Origin of the sequence: Aeromonas sp. ASNIH1 (genome assembly GCF_002934285.1) — a bacterium.
Taxonomy (GTDB): Bacteria; Pseudomonadota; Gammaproteobacteria; order Enterobacterales; family Aeromonadaceae; genus Aeromonas; species Aeromonas caviae.
The window spans coordinates 704,315-723,511 of sequence record NZ_CP026228.1; the positions used below are offsets into that span (position 1 = coordinate 704,315).

The window sequence follows — 19,197 nt, forward strand, 5'->3', positions numbered from 1 at the left end:
GCCGTTTTTCTCGGTGCGGGGCGCAGGCGGGCCGGCAAACAGCAAGATTGTCCAAGCGAGAGGCACACCCTTGGGGCTAGATTAGGGGGGCAGTCTGGTACAGGAGGGAAAGATGGCGCAGGACAACCAGTTCATATTCGCACACAGTCAGCACCTGGCAAGCCTGACTGCGCTGCGGGTCAACATGACGGAATTTCGCTACGACCGTCACGCCCACGAGGAGTACTCCTTCGGGGTCACTCTGGCCGGGCGGCAGAACTTCTTCTGCCACGGCGGAGCCCACTCCAGCCCGGCAGGCAGCGTCATCCAGTTCAATCCCGGGGATGTCCACGACGGTCATGCCGGTGACAACGCCAGCCTCGACTACACCATGCTCTACATTCCGCCCCACGAACTCACCCCGCTGTTTGCCGATGCCGCGGGCGAGCGGGCAATGGGGACCTATCGGTTGTTGCAGCCCCTGGTGCGCGATGAGGCGCTGAGCGCCTGCATCCTCGAGCTGGCCCAGGCGGTGCGCGGCCAGGCCGACAGCATAGAGCAGGAGTTTGCCCTCTATCGCCTCGCCACCCGGGTGATGCAGCAGGCGGGACGTTTTGAGCCCAATGGCCGGGTGAGCCGCATCGATCGCCTCCTGTTGCAGGCCAGGGACTTTATCCACGCCCACTTCCAGCAGGATATCTCCCTGGCCGACATCAGCGCGGCGGCCAACATCTCCAAGTACCACTTCCTGCGGCTGTTTCGCCAACAGCTTGGCATCACACCCCATCAATACGTGATCAACTGCCGCATCAATGCCGCACGGCGCGCCTTGGCCGCCGGAGAGTCGGCGCAGGATCTGGTGTACCGCTACGGTTTCACCGATCTCAGTCACCTCAACCGTCGCTTCAAGCGCATCTATGGCATGACTCCCACCCAATACAGTGCCAGCCTGATCCGCTGAGCCCAAGGAACACCCCATGATTGAGCTTCTCGCCTATGCCATCGGCATCATGTATACCCCTGGCCCCGTCAACCTTATCGGCCTCAATGCAGGCCTGGGTGGCCGCACCCGCGCCTCCCTTGGCTTCTTCCTCGGGGTCGGCTTGGCGATGTTCGTGCTCCTGCTGCTCTTTGGCTGGGCGGGCACCCGCCTGGTGCGGGAAGATACCCTGATCTATGTCAGCCTGGTGGGGTGCCTCTATATCGCCTATCTCGCCATCAAGATTGCCAGCGACAGCGGCGAGCTCGGTGCCAACGAGGCGCCTGCCCGCCCTCTGGGGGTGCGCAGCGGCTTCGTCATCCAGTTGCTCAACCCCAAGGCCATGATCGCCACCCTGCCCATCACCAGCATCCAGTTCCCGGCAGCCCAGATCCACGGCTGGAGCCTGCTGCCCTGGTCCCTGCTGCTCGGTCTGCTGGCCGCCGGCGCCCCCGGCAGCTACTCGATGGCGGGCAGTCTCATCGGACGTCATCTTCAACATCCTCGCTGGTTCAGGTACTTCAACCTGCTGATGGCCGCCCTGCTGCTCTACAGCGCCATCGCCCTGGCCTACCAGCATGTCTATCTACCGCTGGCCGGCTGATCCGGCGAAGCGCTCCATCAAGAACCCCGGTGACACACCCACCTATGCCGGGGTTTCGCCTTCGCCGAGCAGACACAGGGCGGGCACTGCTGCACCGGCCTTTTCGGGTCATTTTCGCCATGGGCTGACTATCCTCAACAGGGTCTTGTGCCCAACGTGGAGCTACCCATGGATCGCTACTACAAACACCTGGCCATCAGCGGCCTCATCTCCTTCGGAGGCCTTGCCCTGATACTGCTGCTGCAAACCATCCCCCTCATTTCCAACATCATGACCGCCATCTTCTTCGCCGGATCGGTGGGGGCCGTCATCAACAACTATTACCGTCTCGCCAGGCTGCACGACAGCGACGCCATAACCCACATCAGCCAACCCCGGGTGATCGTCACGCAATTTTATGTCTCCCTGCTGTTTTCCGGCATTCTCGGCTTTATCGCCTACGGACTCTTTGCCAGCAGCCTGCTCCAGGGGGATCTGTTTCCCAAGTTCAAACACATGGAGCACCCCTATGTCTCCTTGCAGACCCTGCTGACCCTGGCCTCTCCTGCAACCAATCTGGATGCCGCCAAGGCCATCATCTGGGCCTTTATCGCCGGTTTTTCCGAGCGATTCGTCCCCAATGCCATCGACGCCCTGACCAAGGCAGTCCCCCCTTCCGGGCAAGACACCCCGGGATAAGGGCCCGGACAAGCAGGAGCATTGCCACCCCGGGTGCAGACCGGACTACCCGGCATCCGGATGCAACACGCTGGCGCCACCTGTTGTTCTCGTATCGCCATCACGGGCCAGCACTTTATCTCCTGGTGTCAACGCAGCAGTACAGCTGCCACGAGCAAGCCCTCATTCGGGTATTGATGCATTCGGAATGAATAAGCATCATCTTGCGGCCCCTGGTCATGGATAAGAATGTTGTATGTCCTTTGATAAAAAGCACGGTGAGTTCATCTTCAATGTGCAGGAACACCTGGTCACCTGCGAGCTGATCGGCCCTTTCAATGAAGAGGGTATGCTGACGTGGATTACGGAGATTAAGCGCGTAGTAAACAGTCTCGATGGTAAGCGTTTCTGCGCCCTGGTGGACCATCGCCAGCATCAGGGGGTGGTGCTCTCCGCCCTGCCCCATCTGCAAGAGACCTATCAGTGGCTGACACAGAAGAATCTGGTGGCCATCGCCTCCCTCTATTCGGCCAAGGTGCTCCATCACATCGCCCTCTCCTGCCTCTCTCTCACCCATCCGGACCATATCCGGGCATTCAACGACCCCCAAGAGGCCATCGCCTGGCTGGATGCGCAATATCGGGCTCAGTGACCAACCCGGCCTGTGTTGATACGCCATATGCCGCGCCCTCACCGCCCTGGTCCGGATAAACAGGCCCCAATCCCTGCCCTGAGGTGCTGAGCCCGGCAGCAACCGATGGCTATTCCCCGAGCGACAGGAAAGAGGCCACCGTCAGACCCGCCGCATCTTGCCCGGTTATCTGTACCGGCAGGGCAGCATCCCAGCCAAGGGGCATCTGGGCCGCCCGCACGCTGCCGCCCCAGAAGCTCGCCACCAGTATCAAGGCCCCGGCCAACCCGCACTTTATCCAACCTTTCATCATCTTGCTCCCTCGAACCAACCGGCCCCTCGTCACCCCTGTGACAAGCCGGGCCCATTATCAGTGGGCAGAAAATACGGGGGATTTATGAAGGGAAAATGGGCTTGTGTGAAGTGAAGGTGAAGTCCATGAACAACAATGTGTCTTTCCGATCAAAGATACATCGTTCTTTCATTGCCAAAGGGCTTCATATGAAATTAATGTGACGGTACACTAATGATCTAGTTAGAGTGAGACCTTGGTCACCTCCTATAAAGAACAGGGACAGATAAATATGGATATTTCAGTACTTATAGGTAAAAAACGTTGGGAAAATGAAATAAAGCGTAAATATTATAAACATACATGGCGTCCTAGAAAAAAAACAAAAGCATAGCTATGAGATAATTCATATTCATGAAGAGTTTTGTGTATACAAAGCAGTCAATGATAATATTCAAGACGTTGATACTGTTAGAAAAACCATCAACTTAATAAATCAGATAAGATCTTCCAATGAACAAAATTTATTAATCAGCTTCGTTGATACCAAGAGAATTACCGTCGCGGCAACAGTTCTTTTGTTTGCAGCAATTGATGAGGCGATTTCGAATGGATGCAAATTCTTAATCAAGTCCTCATATCAAAGCAACCAAGTAAATTCATTAATAAAAAGGGCAGGGATACATAACAACCAACTTAAACTTGTCTGTACATCTGATTTCACGTCTCAAAAGCCTATATCAATAATCCAAGGGCGTGGAGCACAGTTTCGAGAGGAAATAATAGACCATATAAAATCCTTTATTTACGACCAAAACTTGTCAGCCACAGAAGAGCATAGATATGGTGATGCCGTACATGAAACAATAAATAATGTTTTATTACATGCATATCCAGAAATTTCTGAACGCGACGATAAAAAATGGTGGATGCTCTGCGACATAGTACAAGATGAGCTTTACTTGGCTATATTTGACCAAGGTGTTGGCATTCCGAACACAGTCATAGAGAATGGATGGTTTAAGCCTAGTTTACAATCTCTATTCCCTAAAAAATATAGAGATATTGAAAGCATGATTGGGCTACATGGCTTTGCCAAATTAACCAGTCGAATAGGATATCTTGACATCAGTGATGAGCAGTTAATACAGATATCGATGATTGGCGATATTAGTGGCACCAGAGAATTAAAACATGGTCAAGGTAGTAAAAGTATTAAAGCACTTGTTGAAGACCACCAGAATGGAAAGTTATGGATATTTAGCAATGAAGGGCTTTACACTTTAAGTGGAAAAGATAAGAAGGAAAATGTACACTCATTACCTATTAGTATTGGCGGCACGATTGTGCAATGGAACATCAAGCTATGAAAAATATGATAACAATTACTGTTATTAATGACTTCAGCAAGAAACCATATGGTCGCTATGAGTCCGACGGTGGGAGTGACTGTGGTTATTTATTTAGAAAAAATAAGCTAGTTCCTGCTCTGAAAAAACATGAAAAAGTTCATGTTGTTTTAACCGGATATAATAGATATGGAAGGTCTTTTATCGATGAAGCATTTGGGGGGCTAATTCGTGAAGATGGGTATACTCTCGACTACCTGAAAGAACATCTTTCATATGAACATGCTGATGTTAAAAGTATCGAAGCTCTTGTAACAGAGAGATTAGAGGCTGCTGAGGCGGATCGTGGATAGTATTAATGAATACATAAAATTACTTATCACGCCAGTCCCTTGGATTATTGCTTTTTTTATAAGCTATGTGACATTTCGCAAAAATGATATATCACGGCAGAAAGACAAAATATTAAGCCTCATTGAAAAACTATTTGATGAGCTTATTGAAATTATTGAAAATGGTAAAGGTAGTGAAGAGGAACTTGATTCATTCCTTTCTTACAAGTCATCAATCATAGAAATCCAAATTAATAGCATTGAATCCCGAGCACGAAAAAAAATTGTAGATAGAAATCAATATGCAATCATTCGTTCGCTTCCTATCGATTTACTAAAAAAACGGATCAATGCAGAAGCACGTCTTCACGAAAAAGAAGATGAGTCTATAAGACTGGAAAGGATTCAAAATACAAAAATAAAAATAAATAACGAACTTTTTGACTTATCCATTTTGATAATTTCAGACATTGAAAATAACTACAACTCTTGGTTTTTCAAAAAATGGCTTAGTTTTCCAAGAGCAAACTTTAAAAAACACCATAAAACCATCATGATCATATTAATCAGCTTCATTGTTGGCTGGTTATCAAGAAACGCATTTATAAAAGATCCAATACCGTATAAACGTAACTTGTACAGATCTAGTTATCACCTGACACCGGCCTCAAACCGGTGTCTTGTTTACGCTACTTTAGTGCGCACTTCCTTCGGTATCAATTTCAGACCCTTCTTGAACATGCTGTAGGGGGTCTGACCCTCCATCATCCTGCCCTGATGTGGCCGCTGGGTGTTGTAGTGTCCCAGGTAGCTATCCAGGTCTGTCTGCATCTGCTCCACTGATTCATACCAGGTCGTCCTCCCCTTGATACGGAAGTGTTCATCCAGCAGGGTGCGATGTAGCCGCTCGATAAAGCCGTTGCTCTGCGGCCTGCGTACCTTGGTGGTCCGGTGCTCAATCCCCTCCAGTTGCAGGAACAGCTCGTAGGGGTGATGGTCAGGGCGCCCGCAGAACTCGCGCCCGTTGTCCGACAGGATGGTATAGACCCGCGCCTCGTGAGCCTCGAAGAACGGCAGGACCGTTTCGTTGAGCACATGGACCGCGGTCACCGGCAGCTTGCTGGTGTAGAGCCGTCCCCAGGCGTGGCGGCTGTAGCAGTCCAGTACGGTTTGCAGATACACCTTGCCCACCCCCTTGAGTGCGCCGACGAAGAAGGTGTCGACCGCCACCAGTTCCCCGGTGTAGTGAACCTCAATTTGGCGTTCGCGAAACTCGGGGCTGAAGCGCTCGAGCAGGCGGATCTGCTCGTCATTGAGCTCAATCGTCTGTTCCCTGTGGGTTTTCTCGAGGCGCAACAAGCGGTCATGCTTGGAGAGCAAGTCGTGACGTTGCCACACGCCACGCACACCGCCCGCACTGACGTTGATGCCTTGCAGAGCCAGTTCTTGCGCGACCCGCAGCGGGCCATGGGTTGGTCTGGTGAGAGAGTAATCGAGGATGGCCTGTTCAATCTCGGGAGCGACCCGGTTGGGATGAGCGCCTTTACAGCCGGGGAGTTTGTCGAGCAAGCCCTCGGCGCCATAGGTCTGATAGTTACGGCGAATTTCGTAGAACTGCTGACGGCTGTAGCCGATGAGCTTGCAGGCTTTGCTGACGTTATTGAGCTCTTTGGCGAGCTCTAGCAGGCTGAGTTTACGACGTGCTACTTTCTCGTTGGTGGTCATACGGTGACTCCGGATAACACGGTAGGGGTACCGTTTTGTTATCCGGTTTGAAGCCGTATGACCACTCCCTTTTGTGGGCAACTGTCAGGTGAATACCATCTCCATACACGTAACTCACATAACAATACGCAATATAACGAAAGCGAAAAGAAACCACCAGCATGATGCCGGCGGTTTCTTGTTTTGTGTGTACAGTTCTAACTCGAAATATTTAACTCACAACGGCGGCGTCCGTGGCGGCACCAGACGCTTGCTGCCGGTGGACTCGAAGGCCGAGGCGAAGCGCAGCAGGTTGTTGTCGTCATAGGCGCGACCGGCGAAGGTCAGCCCCACCGGCATACCGATATCGGCCATCACCCCCATGGGGACGGTGACGGTCGGCACGCCGAGGTGGCGAATGGCGAGGTTGCCGTTGGCAACCCAGATGCCGTTGCTCCAGGCGATATCGGCGGAGGCCGGATTCACATCCGCATCAGCCGGGGCGACGTCGGCGACGGTCGGGAAGAGCACGGCGTCGAGCTTGAGCCCGTCCATCCAGTCTTCCAGATCCAGCTTGCGGGTCTTTTCAAGGCCGCGTAGGCCGTCCGGCACAGAGGCAATCTCGTCAAAGCGCTTGAGACCGCGCTTGGCCATGTTGACGTACTCATCCATGCCCGCCGCCAGATCGCCCTCGCGGTTCGGCAGGGTGCCAGGATCGTGGGGGAAGATCTTCGGCCCATCGACATCTTCAAGTTTGTTCAATTTGGGATCGCCATTGGCGCGCAGGAAGTCGTCGAACGCCCAGCCGGATAGCTCCCACAGCTCGTCGTTGAGAAACTCCGGGCTCACGATGCCGCGATTGAACACGGTCGGTGCGCCGGGTCTGTCCCCTTCGCAGTTGGAGACCAGCGGGAAGTCCACTTCGATGACCTCGGCGCCAGCAGCTTCCAGCGCCTTGCGCGCCTCTTCCCAGAGGGCAATCACGGCCTCGCGGGTATGGATACGCTGACCGGTCGGGCCGCCGATGCCGGGGTTGTCGCTGGTGCCCGCCAGTTCATCCTTGTTGATAAACATGCGTGGCACGCCGAGGCGCTTGCCCTTGAGGGCATCGGGCTTGGCAGCCAGCTCCAGATAGGAAGCCGGACGCACTTCGGAGGCTTTGGGCAGCTTGACCCAGGGCTGCATGCGCCACAGATCGCCACGGGTGTCGGCATCGTCGGCCACCACCACGTCGAGCACTTCCAACAGATCGGCCATGGTGCGGGCATAGGGCACCACCACATCCATGGTCGGGGTCAGGGGCCAGTTGCCGCGCACCGAGATGACGCCACGGGACGGGGTGTAGGCGCACAGGCCGTTGTTGGAGGCCGGGCCACGGCCGCTCGACCAGGTCTCTTCCGCCAGACCAAAGGCGGCGAAGCTCGCGGCGGTGGCGGTACCGGCGCCGTTGGAGGAGCCGGAGGCAAACGGCGCGGTCAGGTAGTCGGCGTTGTAGGGGCTCTCGGCACGGCCATAGACGCCGCGCTGCATGCCACCATTGGCCATGGGGGGCATATTGGTCTTGCCAAGGCAGATGGCGCCGGCGGCGCGCAGGCGCTCGACGGTAAAGGCATCGCGCTGGGCCACCAGATCCTTGAAGGCCGGGCTGCCGGAGGCGGCGGTCAGCCCCTTGACCAGATAGCTGTCCTTGGCGGTGTAGGGGATGCCGTCGAGCGGCCCCAGGGTTTCGCCACGGGCGCGGCGGGCATCGGAAGCCTCGGCCTCTTTCAGGGCATCGGGGTTGGGCACCACGACGGCGTTGAGGCGGGTTGCTGTCTCGGGGCCGTCATAGGCGGCGATCCGGGCCTGATAGGCCTCGACCAGTTCGACCGCTGTGGTGCGGCCTGATTCGAGCGCGGCACGCAGCTCGGCAATGGAAACCTCGGTCACTTCGATCATGGGGATCTCCTGTAAAAGGGTGACTGTTTGCCATGATGATCGCCGCATCAGCGCCTGCGACCATCACACCATCAAGAGAGAAAACCCCACGGCGTGGGGTTTTGAATACCAACCTCAGCTGGCTTGGAACAGGTTCTTACTTCCCTGAGGGGATTTGCTGAGTAATGCAGTGGATATTGCCACCCCCCAGCAGGATCTCCCGGGCCGGCACGCCGACCACGGTGTGCTCCGGGAAGATCTCTTCCAGAATGCGCTGGGCTTCGCCATCGGTGGCGGCATCCAGCAGCGGATAGACGATGCGATCGTTGGTGATGAGGAAGTTCACATAGGAACCGGCCAGACGGCCTTCTGCCTCGCGCGGCACACCGGTACCACTCTCGACGCCGGCAGACTCCTCTTCGGTGCAGAATAGCGGGCCCGGCTGGGGCAGCTTCCACACTTTCAGCTTGCGACCTTTGGCATCGACCGCCGCTTCCAGCACCTTGAGGGCAGCCAGGGAGCGGGCGTACTGGGGATCGTTCTGGTCGTCAGTCCAGTGCAGGGCCACTTCACCCGGACGCACGAAGCAGCACATGTTGTCGATGTGGCCGTCGGTTTCATCCATATAGACGCCTTCGTCCAGCCAGATAAAGCTGGTGACGCCCAGATAGTCGCGCAGGTGCGCTTCGATCTGCTCTTTGGTCAGGTGCGGGTTGCGGTTTTCGTTGAGCAGGCACTCGGCGGTGGTCAGGCAGGTGCCTTCGCCATCGACGTGGATGGAGCCCCCTTCCAGAATGAGCGGCGCGTCGTAACGATCCATGCCGTGCTGTTCCAGCATCCGGGCAGCGACCTCTTCATCCTGGTTCCACGGGTAGTAGAGACCGCCCTTGTGGCCGCCCCAGGCGTTGAAGCCCCAGTCCACCCCACGGCACTCGCCTGCGGCGTTGGTGACGATGGTCGGGCCGGTATCGCGGGCCCAGCAGTCATCGCTGGCCATTTCCACCAGGGTAACGTGGGCGGGCATGATGCCACGGGCCTGCTCCATAAACTGGGCCGGCACCCCCATAAAGACCGGCGTCGCGCCACCGATGGCATCGGCCACCTTGGCGAAGGTGGCCTGGGCGAAGCGACCGGCTTCCCGCCAGTTGTCCGGGCGGAACGGCCAGATCATCCAGACGGCCTGCTGGTGAGCCCACTCGGCGGGCATGGTGAAGCCGTCGGCGGCCGGCGTGGAATTCATGGTCTTGATGCTCATCGCAAGGCTCCTTGCATGGATTGAGGCCCCCGATTTGCCTGGGAACCCTGAAAAAATAAGAGTGGGTCGCAGTGTAAGAAGTTGCGTGCCCATCCATCAAATGAATAGGATTAATTGTCCCATAAACACGGCGAATAATCCCCCCATGAAACTGCACCAGCTCGACCTCAATCTGCTGCTCGCCTTTGACGCCCTGATGACGCAAGGGAGCGTGACCCGCGCCGCCGAATCGCTCTTTATCAGCCAGCCCGCCATGAGCCACTCCCTCGGCCGGTTGCGGGCCTTTCTCGGCGACCCGCTGCTGGTGCGCACGCCCCAGGGGATGTTGCCGACTCCCCGGGCCCAGCGCCTGCATCTGGGGGTGCAGCAGGCGCTGCGGCTGCTGGAGCAGCAACTCTGGGAGGAGGACGAATTCGCGCCGCGTCAGTCGAAGCGCCGCTTCGTGCTCTGCACCACGGATTACGTGGAATGCGTGCTGATCCCCCCCCTTATCCAGCGCCTCAGGAAGCTGGCCCCCGGCGTCACCATCGAAATCCGCATCCTGCGCGATACCCTGCCCGAAGCCGAGCTGGCGAGCGGCGAGATAGATCTCGTGCTGGGGTTTGACGAGTACATGCAGGTGCCGGGGTATCTGGGCAAGGAGACCTGGCTCACCGAACCCCTGGCCGGGCTGGTGCGCGCCACCCTGGAGCTGGAGGAGGAGCGCATCACCCTCGACCAGCTAATCGAGATGCCCCATGTGTTCCACTCGCCGCTCGGCACCTCGGAGGCGAGCCTCGACCGCTATTTGCAGAGCCTGGGCCATAGCCGCACCATCTCGGTCAACAGCCAGAGCTATATGTCCGCCGCCGCCATCGTGAGCCAGAGCGATCACCTCTTGGTACTGCCCAGCATGGTGGCCGAGCTGCTCGCCAGCCACTGGCCGCTGAAAAGCCTGCCCCTGCCCGACGACGTGCCGGACTATCACCTCAACTGCGTCTGGCACCCGGTCCACGCCCAGCAACCGGCGTTGATCTGGTTGAAGGCCTTGATGAAGGATCTGGTGAATCCGGGCTAAGCGGCTGCGGCTGGCAGTTCCTCCCCCTCATCCCCAACCCTTCTCCCATTCTTTTGTAAATGAGCGGGAGAAGGGGGCAAACCCCCTGCTGCGAGGGGAGTTCCCAGCAACAACAAAGGCTCCCGCGGGAGCCTTTGTTGTTTCCATCCTCGCCATCACGCCCGCAGGGCGCGCATCATCCGGGCAACGACACCGGCCAGCAGAGGGCGGTCGGGGTGGCACTGGGCGAAGGTGACCAGTCCCTGGATATGGACCTGCAAGAAGGCGGTCAGGGTGGGGATGTCCCCCTCTTTTGCCAGCTCTCCCTGCGCCTTTGCCAGGGCCAGCTGCCCGGCCAGATCCTGTTCCAGCTCGCCGTAGATGGCCTTGAAGCGAAGGTGCAACTCCTCGTCCTGCTCCGCCAGCTCCATCAGGGTGCGGGTCAGCAGGCAGGAGCCTTGCAGGGCATCGTCCACCACCTGCTCGAGGAAGGCGTGCAGCCCCGCCAGCGGGCTGGGCTGTGCCAGGCAGCGACGGCGCAGGGCTCCCTTCTCTGCCACATAGTGATCGACCGCCGCCAGCAGCAGGCCGCGCTTGTTGCCAAAGGCGGCATAGAGGCTGCCCGGGTGCAGGCCGGTTGCGGCCACCAGCTCCTGCATGGTGGTCTTGGCATAGCCTTTGGCGCGAAAGGCTTCCATGGCGTTTCGCAAGACGGCATCCCGATCGTATTCGGCGCTGCGCATGGGGTCTCCGGTGGCAAGGTCCCGCGGGACGGAAAAAACAGGGCGGCAAGTTTACCCCAGCCTCCCCCGTCAATCCATGTTGAATGCTTGCTCAAAAAATACTTGCACACAAACCAAAAAACGTCTTGAATGCCCGTTCAAGAATCACTCCCTCAGGACAGACGATCATGAATACCCTGTTTCAGCCCTATCGCCTCAACGACACCCTCACCCTCGCGAACCGTTTCATGATGGCCCCCCTCACCCGCTGCATGGCGGGCCCGGGTCTGGTGCCCACCGAACAGATGGCCGCCTACTACGGCCGCCGCGCCGACATCGGCCTCATCATCTCCGAAGCCACCATCATCCGTCCGGACGGGCAGGGCTACCCCAATACCCCGGGGCTCTACAGCGCCGAACAGATCGCCGGCTGGAAGAAAGTGACCGGCGCCGTGCATGCCAACGGCGGCAAGATCTTCGCCCAGCTGTGGCACGTGGGTCGTCTCTCCCACCCCTTCTTCCACCACGCCGAAGTGCTGGCCCCCTCTGCCGTCGCCCATGAGGGTACGGTGCCGCGCATGCGCGAGCTGGTCTATCAGGTGCCGCGCGCCCTGACCGAGAGCGAAATCGCCCAGCTGGTCGAGGATTATGCCCAGGCCGCCGCCAACGCCATCGAAGCGGGCTTTGACGGGGTGGAGATCCACGGTGCCAACGGCTACCTCATCGATCAGTTCCTGCACCACGCCAGCAACCTGCGCACCGACAACTACGGCGGCAGCCCGGAGAACATGAGCCGCTTCGCGCTGGAGGTAGTGGATGCCATCAATGCCCGCATCGGCGGGGATCGCACCGGCCTTCGTCTCTCCCCCGGCGCCTATGTGCACCTGGAAGGGGATGCCCGGGATCGCGCCGTGTTCGACCACCTGCTGGCCGAGCTGAACCAGCGCACTCTGGCCTATCTGCACCTGGGCATCTTCGATGACAGCCTCACCTTCGACTACCTGGACGGCCGCGCCTCCGACTACCTGCGTGCCCGCTACGACGGCCACCTGGTGGGGGTGGGCAACTACAGCGCCGAGACCGCGCTCGAGGCCATCGAGGCGGACCGCTTCGACCTCGTCGCCATCGGTCGCCCCCTCATCGCCAACCCGGACTACCTCGCCAAGGTGAAGCAGGGAGAGGCGCTGACCCCCTATGCCGACACCATGCTGGCGGAACTGGTCTAACCCTCGCCGGCGCCTTGCCTGACCAAGGATGGGATCCGCGCCCCCGCGCGGGTTTCCAATGTTTGGGCCCTCTCCCGGGCCCTTTTTTCTGCCTGCCTTTCGCCCTTTTTCACGCAAATAGTTGTCATCAACAACCAAAAGATGGTATTGGTTGCGCATAACAACCAAATACCATCACAAGGAGACAACCCCATGGATCCCCGCCCCCTGCGCGCCCTGTCGAGGGAACTGGTACGCGAACTCGGCATGCTCTCCCAGCAGTGCGGCTCGCTGGCCCTGAGCCCCCTGGAGGCCCACCTGCTCATCGAGCTGGAGAACGGTCCCGCCACCAACCAGCAGCTTGCCGAGCGCCTTCGCATCGACAAGTCCAACGCCAGCCGCCCCCTGGCCCGCCTCGCCGAACGGGAGCTTATCGCCTGGCAACCCCACCCCTCGGACGGGCGCAGCAAGGAGGCGAGCCTCACCGCGCCGGGCAAGGCACAGCTTGAGGAGCTGCACCGGCAGATGGACGAGACCATGGCGGGGGCCCTGGCCCAGCTCTCCCCCGCCGAGTGCGAGCAGATCTGGGAGGGCATGCGGCTCTATCGCAGCGCCCTCTCCCGCGCCCGCCGCCAACAGGGGTTCGTCATCCGCCCCATCACCCCGGCCGACAATCCCCGGATCGCCGCCGTGGTGCGCGCCGTCTCCGCCGAATACGGCCTCACCGCCGACAAGGGGTACGGGGTGGCGGATCCCAACCTCGATTTTCTCCACGAAACCTATCAGGGGGAGCGCAGCCGCTACTGGGTGATTGAGGGACCGGACGGCGCCATTCTCGGCGGGGGCGGCATAGCGCCGCTGGCGGGGGCAGCGGATGTGTGCGAGCTGCAGAAGATGTACTTCCTGCCCGCCCTGCGAGGGCTGGGGCTGGGACGGCGGCTGGTCTTGCAGGCGCTGGCCGAGGCTCGCGCCCTGGGTTACCAGCGCTGCTATCTGGAGACCACCGCCGTGCTGCGGGAAGCCACCGCCCTCTATGAATCCCTGGGCTTCGAACACCTGCCGGGGCCCCTTGGCTGCACGGGCCACGACGCCTGCGAGATCTGCATGGTGCTGGCGCTCGACTAGCTCAAACAACAACAAGGGGCCCATGGCCCCTTATTGTTTCATCTTGCGCCCCCTGATCAGCCAGCGCGCTGCTCCAGGGTCCCAGCAGGCCGGGAAAGCGGTCGCTTGGCCCAGACCCCGGCCAGCAGAGAGCCGGACAGGTTGTGCCAGACCGAGAAGAGGGTGCCAGCCATGGCCGAGGCGGGAGTGAAGAATTTCATGGCCAGCGCCGTGGCGAGGCCAGAATTCTGCAACCCCACTTCGAAGGCCACGGTGCGGCAGATCCGCTCCTCAAAGCCCAGCCAGCGACTGACCCAGTAGCCCGCCGCAATGCCGATGCCGTTGTGCAGGATCACCGCCAGCGCCACGATGGGGCCGATGCTGGCGAACTGCCCTGCGTTGAGGGCGACCACGATGGCGATGATCATGACGATGGCGGCCATGGAGACGAGCGGCAGCACGGGCTCGATACGTGCCGTCAGGGAGTGGAGGAAGACATTGGCAACCACCCCGAACACCACAGGGATCAGCACTATCTTCACCAGGCTCAGCAGCATGTCCAGCACCGGCACGTCGACGCTCTTGCCAGCCAGCAGCTGCACCAGCAGGGGGGTGACGAGGACCCCGAGCAGGGTGGAGAGAGCTGTCATGGTGATGGAGAGAGCCACATCGCCCTTGGCCAGATAGCACATCACGTTGGAAGAGGTGCCACCGGCGACGCTGCCCACCAGCACCATTCCCACGGTCAACTCGGCATCAAAGCCCAGCAACAGGCTGACCAGCAGAGCGGCCAGCGGCATCACGCTGAACTGCAATACCAGCCCGAGGCCGATGGCCTTCTTGTTGCGCACCACGTCGAGGAAGTTCTGGGGTTTGAGGGTCAGCCCCATGGCCAGCATGATGATGGTCAGCAGCGGCACTATCTGGCCCTTGAGGCCGACGAAGGGCTCGGGCTGCCAGTAGGCCAGCAGGGAAAACAGCAGGGCCCAAAGCGGGAAGAGGTGGGTGATGCGTCCAAGCATGGTGTACTCCTTGTTATTGTCCAGACGCGGGCAGACCAGGGGATGCCCGCAGGGAACTTTCTCTTATACCAGCTTTGTCGCCGGCAGGCCCGTGTCGCGGCGCTCAGGAAGGGAAATAGAACCAGGCGGTCTGGATAAGACCCTCCTTCACCTCGAACACCGCCACGCTCTCGATGGGCTCAAGGGAGAGGCCATGGATCAGCTCGTGATCAAACACCTTGTTGCCCAAGACGGTGCGTGACAGCAGCTCGGCCTTGAGCAGCGGGTTGTTGAATCTGTGCTCCGCATAGAAGGCCCGCAGCGCCCCCTTGCCGACTGTGCTCGGCGTCTCGGTCGGCATGCGATAGCCTTTGAAATCCGGGGCAAAGCAGGCCACGAAGGCATCGAGATCGTGGGCATTGTAGGCGGCAAACTGCGCCTCTACGGGTTGGGTGACGGACATGTCTCTCTCCATGGGTGAAATTTAAATCACTTATCCTTGATTTTTATTCATTCATCAAGCCCCGGATGGGGATCGCCGCCCCTTCCAATGACACGCCCCATAACAAAAAACCCCGCCGAAGCGGGGTCTCTCTGGTCATCAGCCACCCGCTGGGTGCGGGCAGGGTGATCAGTGTTCGCGGGTCTGGCGGAAGTGAACGTCCGGGTGACGCTCCTGGGCCAGGCGCAGGTTGACCATGGTCGGCGCGATGTAGGTGAGGTTGTCACCCCCATCGAGGGCCAGGTTGACCTCGTTCTTGCGCTTGAACTCCTCGAACTTCTTGACGTCGGTCCCTTCCACCCAGCGGGCGGTGGCGACGTTGACCGCCTCGTAGATGGCCTCGACGTTGTACTCGCTCTTGAGGCGCGAGACCACCACGTCGAACTGCAGCACACCGACCGCACCGACGATGAGATCGTTGCTGATGAGCGGACGGAACACCTGCACCGCCCCCTCTTCGGAGAGCTGCACCAACCCCTTGAGCAGTTGCTTCTGCTTGAGGGGGTCACGCAGGCGGATGCGGCGGAACAGTTCAGGTGCGAAGTTCGGGATGCCGGTGAACTTGAGATCTTCACCCTGGGTGAAGGTGTCGCCGATCTGGATGGTGCCGTGGTTGTGCAGACCGATGATGTCACCGGCACAGGCCTCGACCGCCTGTTCACGGTCACCGGCCATGAAGGTGACGGCGTCGGAGATGTTCACGTCCTTGCCGATGCGCACGTGGCGCATCTTCATGCCCTTGCTGTAAGTACCTGACACGATACGCATAAAGGCGATACGGTCGCGGTGTTTCGGGTCCATGTTCGCCTGGATCTTGAACACGAAACCGGAGAACTTCTCCTCGGTCGCCACCACTTCGCGGCTCTCGGCCTTGCGCGGCATGGGGGCAGGCGCCCAGTCGGTCAGGCCGTCCAGCATGTGGTCGACGCCGAAGTTGCCGAGGGCGGTCCCGAAGAAGACCGGGGTCATCTCGCCGGCGATGAAGGCAGCGTGATCGAACTCGGGAGAGGCGCCCTGCACCAGCTCCAGCTCGCCACGCAGCTGGGCAGCCAGATCGTCGCCGATGGCGGCATCCAGCTCGGGGTTGTTCAACCCCTTGACCACCCGCTTCTCCTGGATGGTGTGGCCCTGACCGCTCTGATAGAGATAGGTCTCGTCCTTGTAGAGGTGATAGACACCCTTGAAGGATTTGCCACAGCCGATAGGCCAGGTGATGGGGGCGCACATGATGTTGAGCTCGCGCTCCACCTCGTCCATGACCTCCATCGGATCGCGCACTTCGCGGTCCAGCTTGTTCATGAAGGTGAGGATGGGGGTGTCGCGCAGCCGGGTCACTTCCATCAGCTTGCGGGTCCGGTCTTCAACACCCTTGGCGGCGTCGATGACCATCAGGCAGCAGTCGACCGCCGTGAGGGTACGGTAGGTATCTTCGGAGAAGTCCTCGTGACCCGGGGTATCAAGCAGGTTGACCAGGCAGTCGGCGTAGGGGAACTGCATCACGGAGGTGGTGATGGAGATACCGCGCTGCTTCTCCATCTCCATCCAGTCGGATTTGGCGTGCTGGCCCGAGCCACGGCCCTTGACGGTACCGGCGCGCTGAATGGCCTGTCCGAACAGCAGGACCTTTTCGGTGATGGTGGTTTTACCCGCATCCGGGTGCGAGATGATCGCAAAAGTGCGTCTCTTGGAGACTTCACTCAGAAATTCAGCTGACATAATTCGACGTTCTTCTATTGAGCGGCGGCCTGGAGCCACCGTGGGAAAAATGCGGGACAGCACCTTGGAATCAGGGCGCCCATGCAGACAACGACACCACGCGGGCGGGTCAGTGACCGCCGGTGGAGACAGGAGAAGCGCGTTGCATTACATGGGTCTGGCCCCGGATCAAAGCAAAATTGCGCGGCATTATACCCGCGCGAGTGAAAAATACCCAGCCCGCTATCACGGGGGCGCGGGGTCGGCCTTACCGGGCCGTCATCACCCGGTTGCGTCCCGCCAGCTTGGCCTCGTACATGGCTTCGTCGGCCCGGCGCGCCAGCTCGCCCAGGTTGTCATCCTCGGGTTTGTACTGGGCACAGCCGATGCTGATGCGAATGGGGTGATCCGCAGGCACCCCCTCAATCTCGAGACGGGCGACAGCCTGGCGGATCCGCTCCGCCACCTCGACGGCCTCGTTCAGGAGGGTATCCGGCAGCAGCACCAGAAACTCCTCACCGCCGTTGCGCCCCACCCTGTCGAGGCTGCGCAACTGCTCCTCGATGCACTGGGCCACGGCGGTGAGCACCCTGTCACCCACGTGGTGGCCCAGCTGGTCGTTCACCTTCTTGAAGTGATCCACATCCAGCAGCAGCACGCACAGGGGGTTGCCCTCCTCCCGCGCCTGGGTGAACCATTTGCGCCCCTTGGCCTGGATCTGGCGCCGGTTGTGGATGCCGGTCAGTTCGTCCGTCATGGCGAGACGCTGCATCTTGCGGGTGCGCCCGCGCTGGTGCACCACCAGGGTACCCATCACCACCAGCAGCAGGGCCACCACCAGGTATTGCCAGTAGCGCCGCTCCTGCAACTGCTTGAGTTTCTCCGCCTGCAACTGCTGCTGGGACCTGAGGGTCTGGTTTTCCAGCTCCTTGCGGGCGAGATCGAACTCGAAACGCATCTGCAAGGAGCGCTGTTCCCGCAATCTGAGCTCGAGGGCCTGGCGGGTCTCGACATAGGTCTTGAGGCTGGTGAGGGCCGACTGGATATGCCCCTGACGCTCCAGCACCCGGGCCCGTGTCTCATGCACCCGGGCGAGGAAGCGCAGGTTATGCTCCCGGGTAAAGATAGGCTCGGCCTCGTCCAGGTGCCGCAACGCCTCGCCGGGTCGGTTCAGGGCCTCGAGGACGTCGGCCATGACGAGGTGCCAGTGGCCCAGGGTGACGCTGTCCGCCCCCTCCCCCTGATGGAGGGAGGCTGCCGCCTGATCGAGCTTGGTCATGGCCTGGTCCGGCTTGCCCTGCTTGAGCAGGATGGTGGCTATCTCGATCCGGCTCCAGGCCAGGATCCCTTCCTGGTTTAACCCCAGATAATAGATCTCCGCTTCCGCCATCAGGGGCAGCGCCTTGTCGTACTCTTCGGTGTCGATGTAGAGGAGCCCCTGCTGGCTGTGAATGTCCACCAGGTGCTCCTCGTCCCCGAGCTGCCGGTAGTCGTGTTCCAGCTCGTTGAAGTAGCTCTCGGCCCGCTCATAGAGCCCCATCCTGCGATAGGCATTGGCAATATTGGCGAGCACCTCGCGCCCCTTGGCCTCCAGCCCGAGCGCCTCGTAGCGCTGGTGGGCATCGATGAGATCCATGAGCCCCTCCGCCAGCTCCCCCTGGTAGGAGTACATCTCCCCCCGCAGACTCAGGATGTCGGCACGCTGGCGCTCATCCCCGAGCCGGCGAGCCAGGGTCAGGGTCAGGGTCAGGGTCAGGGCGGCGTCGTAATCCTCCCCGGCCCCGGCCATGTTGCCGAGCAGTTGCCGGTGATACCCGCGGCAGGCGAGCAACCCTACCTCGGTGACCCTGTCCTTGCGGGCACGGGCCTGCGCCAGCTCCTGCTCGGCAAACGCCACCGCGCGGCGAAACTCCTCGTCCCGTTCACTCGGCTGGGCCCAGCACTGCAGCCGGGCAAGGCGGCCCTGCACCTCGGGCGGATAGTGTGCCTATCCGGCAGTCAGGGCGGCGACGCGCTCGCGAAACACCTGCACCGGCATCGTCGACTCTTCCAGTCGCTGCAACGCCAGTTGCAACTCGTACCCAGCCAGTGGCGTCGCCTGGGCCAGGGCAACCCCCAGCCACAGCAACAGACCACCTCCCATCAGGATCTTCATGCGGACATTTTCTCCTCTTCACTGGCCGGACGCCGCGCTCACCGCTGTCATCATATCCCCACAGACTCTGGGCGCACA

General features: G+C 59.7%; 19 protein-coding genes and 1 pseudogene. 10 read left to right on the plus strand and 10 right to left on the minus strand.

What is annotated here, in order from left to right; translation table 11 throughout:
• Positions 1-112 precede the first annotated feature (112 nt).
• The 4 genes from C2U37_RS03360 (at position 113) to C2U37_RS03375 (ending at position 2,871) form a co-directional block, all read left to right on the plus strand.
• Positions 113-940: an AraC family transcriptional regulator gene (locus C2U37_RS03360; protein WP_010672934.1), complete on the plus strand. Its 828-nt coding sequence runs from the start codon at positions 113-115 to the stop codon at positions 938-940.
• A 16-nt stretch (positions 941-956) separates the two neighbouring features.
• Entirely contained in the window at positions 957-1,562 is a 606-nt protein-coding gene (locus C2U37_RS03365; RefSeq protein WP_010672933.1) for a LysE family translocator, read from the plus strand.
• A 168-nt stretch (positions 1,563-1,730) separates the two neighbouring features.
• Positions 1,731-2,240, plus strand: coding sequence for a hypothetical protein (locus C2U37_RS03370; protein ID WP_041212376.1), 510 nt, complete (start codon positions 1,731-1,733; stop codon positions 2,238-2,240).
• A gap of 235 nt (positions 2,241-2,475) precedes the next feature.
• Positions 2,476-2,871 carry a hypothetical protein gene (locus tag C2U37_RS03375; protein ID WP_010672931.1) on the plus strand — a complete coding sequence of 132 codons (396 nt, stop codon included), beginning with the start codon at positions 2,476-2,478 and terminating at the stop codon, positions 2,869-2,871.
• Positions 2,872-3,067: 196 nt separating this feature from the next.
• Here the strand turns inward: C2U37_RS03375 and C2U37_RS25340 are convergent.
• Positions 3,068-3,163 (minus strand): annotated as a pseudogene (locus C2U37_RS25340) (subclass B2 metallo-beta-lactamase); the annotation flags it as partial.
• A gap of 557 nt (positions 3,164-3,720) precedes the next feature.
• On the opposite strand from C2U37_RS25340, the gene C2U37_RS24530 reads away from it, so the two are divergent.
• Genes C2U37_RS24530 through C2U37_RS24535 form a run of 3 tightly spaced genes read left to right on the plus strand, consistent with a single transcriptional unit; the run spans position 3,721 to position 5,571 of the window.
• Complete coding sequence (locus C2U37_RS24530) at positions 3,721-4,512, plus strand: ATP-binding protein (RefSeq protein WP_158656225.1); 792 nt, start codon at positions 3,721-3,723, stop codon at positions 4,510-4,512.
• Positions 4,494-4,844: an STAS-like domain-containing protein gene (locus C2U37_RS03385; protein ID WP_199770504.1), complete on the plus strand. Its 351-nt coding sequence runs from the start codon at positions 4,494-4,496 to the stop codon at positions 4,842-4,844. Before C2U37_RS24530 ends, C2U37_RS03385 begins: the two co-directional genes overlap by 19 nt.
• Positions 4,837-5,571: a hypothetical protein gene (locus C2U37_RS24535; protein WP_158656226.1), complete on the plus strand. Its 735-nt coding sequence runs from the start codon at positions 4,837-4,839 to the stop codon at positions 5,569-5,571. Before C2U37_RS03385 ends, C2U37_RS24535 begins: the two co-directional genes overlap by 8 nt.
• Here the strand turns inward: C2U37_RS24535 and C2U37_RS03390 are convergent.
• The 3 genes from C2U37_RS03390 to aguA form a co-directional block, all read right to left on the minus strand.
• Positions 5,508-6,548 (minus strand): IS481-like element ISAs19 family transposase, encoded by a 1,041-nt coding sequence (locus tag C2U37_RS03390; protein ID WP_104451821.1) that lies wholly within the window; start codon positions 6,546-6,548, stop codon positions 5,508-5,510. The genes C2U37_RS24535 and C2U37_RS03390 overlap by 64 nt on opposite strands.
• Before the next feature lie 216 nt (positions 6,549-6,764).
• Positions 6,765-8,465: an amidase gene (locus tag C2U37_RS03395; RefSeq protein ID WP_104451822.1), complete on the minus strand. Its 1,701-nt coding sequence runs from the start codon at positions 8,463-8,465 to the stop codon at positions 6,765-6,767.
• Positions 8,466-8,601: 136 nt separating this feature from the next.
• A complete protein-coding gene (gene aguA, locus C2U37_RS03400) occupies positions 8,602-9,699 on the minus strand; it encodes an agmatine deiminase (RefSeq protein WP_104451823.1) in 1,098 nt (365 codons plus the stop codon).
• 145 nt (positions 9,700-9,844) lie between these two features.
• Here aguA and C2U37_RS03405 point away from each other — a divergent pair, with 145 nt between their 5' ends.
• Complete coding sequence (locus C2U37_RS03405) at positions 9,845-10,756, plus strand: LysR family transcriptional regulator (protein WP_048206938.1); 912 nt, start codon at positions 9,845-9,847, stop codon at positions 10,754-10,756.
• A gap of 155 nt (positions 10,757-10,911) precedes the next feature.
• Here the strand turns inward: C2U37_RS03405 and C2U37_RS03410 are convergent, their stop codons facing one another.
• Positions 10,912-11,478 carry a TetR/AcrR family transcriptional regulator gene (locus C2U37_RS03410; RefSeq protein WP_104451824.1) on the minus strand — a complete coding sequence of 189 codons (567 nt, stop codon included), beginning with the start codon at positions 11,476-11,478 and terminating at the stop codon, positions 10,912-10,914.
• A 167-nt stretch (positions 11,479-11,645) separates the two neighbouring features.
• On the opposite strand from C2U37_RS03410, the gene C2U37_RS03415 reads away from it, so the two are divergent.
• Together C2U37_RS03415 and C2U37_RS03420 are read left to right on the plus strand one after the other, a co-directional pair.
• A complete protein-coding gene (locus C2U37_RS03415; protein ID WP_199770505.1) occupies positions 11,646-12,683 on the plus strand; it encodes an alkene reductase in 1,038 nt (345 codons plus the stop codon).
• A gap of 192 nt (positions 12,684-12,875) precedes the next feature.
• A complete protein-coding gene (locus C2U37_RS03420) occupies positions 12,876-13,787 on the plus strand; it encodes a MarR family transcriptional regulator (protein WP_104451826.1) in 912 nt (303 codons plus the stop codon).
• Positions 13,788-13,843: 56 nt separating this feature from the next.
• On the opposite strand, the gene C2U37_RS03425 is transcribed toward C2U37_RS03420, so the two are convergent.
• The 5 genes from C2U37_RS03425 to C2U37_RS24995 all read right to left on the minus strand — a co-directional run bounded on the left by C2U37_RS03425 (position 13,844) and on the right by C2U37_RS24995 (position 19,119).
• Complete coding sequence (locus C2U37_RS03425) at positions 13,844-14,788, minus strand: bile acid:sodium symporter family protein (protein WP_041211045.1); 945 nt, start codon at positions 14,786-14,788, stop codon at positions 13,844-13,846.
• Positions 14,789-14,891: 103 nt separating this feature from the next.
• Positions 14,892-15,230, minus strand: coding sequence for a nuclear transport factor 2 family protein (locus C2U37_RS03430; protein WP_104451827.1), 339 nt, complete (start codon positions 15,228-15,230; stop codon positions 14,892-14,894).
• A 168-nt stretch (positions 15,231-15,398) separates the two neighbouring features.
• The gene (prfC, locus tag C2U37_RS03435) at positions 15,399-16,988 is read right to left on the minus strand and encodes a peptide chain release factor 3 (RefSeq protein ID WP_104453182.1); all 1,590 of its coding nucleotides are present in this window, start codon (positions 16,986-16,988) and stop codon (positions 15,399-15,401) included.
• A gap of 244 nt (positions 16,989-17,232) precedes the next feature.
• Positions 17,233-18,933, minus strand: coding sequence for a diguanylate cyclase (locus C2U37_RS03440; RefSeq protein ID WP_233768455.1), 1,701 nt, complete (start codon positions 18,931-18,933; stop codon positions 17,233-17,235).
• 18 nt (positions 18,934-18,951) lie between these two features.
• Positions 18,952-19,119, minus strand: a complete 168-nt coding sequence (locus tag C2U37_RS24995) for a hypothetical protein (RefSeq protein WP_223931233.1) — start codon at positions 19,117-19,119, stop codon at positions 18,952-18,954.
• Positions 19,120-19,197: the final 78 nt, after the last annotated feature.

Bases quoted from the DNA above. Each gene is read 5' to 3' on its own strand.
- C2U37_RS03370 (WP_041212376.1), top strand. From the start codon at position 1,731: ATGGATCGCTACTACAAACACCTGGCCATCAGCGGCCTCATCTCCTTC.
- C2U37_RS03365 (WP_010672933.1), top strand. From the start codon at position 957: ATGATTGAGCTTCTCGCCTATGCCATCGGCATCATGTATACCCCTGGC.
- C2U37_RS03395 (WP_104451822.1), bottom strand. From the start codon at position 8,465: ATGATCGAAGTGACCGAGGTTTCCATTGCCGAGCTGCGTGCCGCGCTC.
- C2U37_RS03385 (WP_199770504.1), top strand. From the start codon at position 4,494: ATGGAACATCAAGCTATGAAAAATATGATAACAATTACTGTTATTAAT.
- C2U37_RS03410 (WP_104451824.1), bottom strand. From the start codon at position 11,478: ATGCGCAGCGCCGAATACGATCGGGATGCCGTCTTGCGAAACGCCATG.
- C2U37_RS03420 (WP_104451826.1), top strand. From the start codon at position 12,876: ATGGATCCCCGCCCCCTGCGCGCCCTGTCGAGGGAACTGGTACGCGAA.
- C2U37_RS03360 (WP_010672934.1), top strand. From the start codon at position 113: ATGGCGCAGGACAACCAGTTCATATTCGCACACAGTCAGCACCTGGCA.
- aguA (WP_104451823.1), bottom strand. From the start codon at position 9,699: ATGAGCATCAAGACCATGAATTCCACGCCGGCCGCCGACGGCTTCACC.
- C2U37_RS03425 (WP_041211045.1), bottom strand. From the start codon at position 14,788: ATGCTTGGACGCATCACCCACCTCTTCCCGCTTTGGGCCCTGCTGTTT.
- C2U37_RS03390 (WP_104451821.1), bottom strand. From the start codon at position 6,548: ATGACCACCAACGAGAAAGTAGCACGTCGTAAACTCAGCCTGCTAGAG.
- C2U37_RS24995 (WP_223931233.1), bottom strand. From the start codon at position 19,119: ATGAAGATCCTGATGGGAGGTGGTCTGTTGCTGTGGCTGGGGGTTGCC.
- C2U37_RS03405 (WP_048206938.1), top strand. From the start codon at position 9,845: ATGAAACTGCACCAGCTCGACCTCAATCTGCTGCTCGCCTTTGACGCC.
- C2U37_RS03375 (WP_010672931.1), top strand. From the start codon at position 2,476: ATGTCCTTTGATAAAAAGCACGGTGAGTTCATCTTCAATGTGCAGGAA.
- C2U37_RS03415 (WP_199770505.1), top strand. From the start codon at position 11,646: ATGAATACCCTGTTTCAGCCCTATCGCCTCAACGACACCCTCACCCTC.
- C2U37_RS03430 (WP_104451827.1), bottom strand. From the start codon at position 15,230: ATGTCCGTCACCCAACCCGTAGAGGCGCAGTTTGCCGCCTACAATGCC.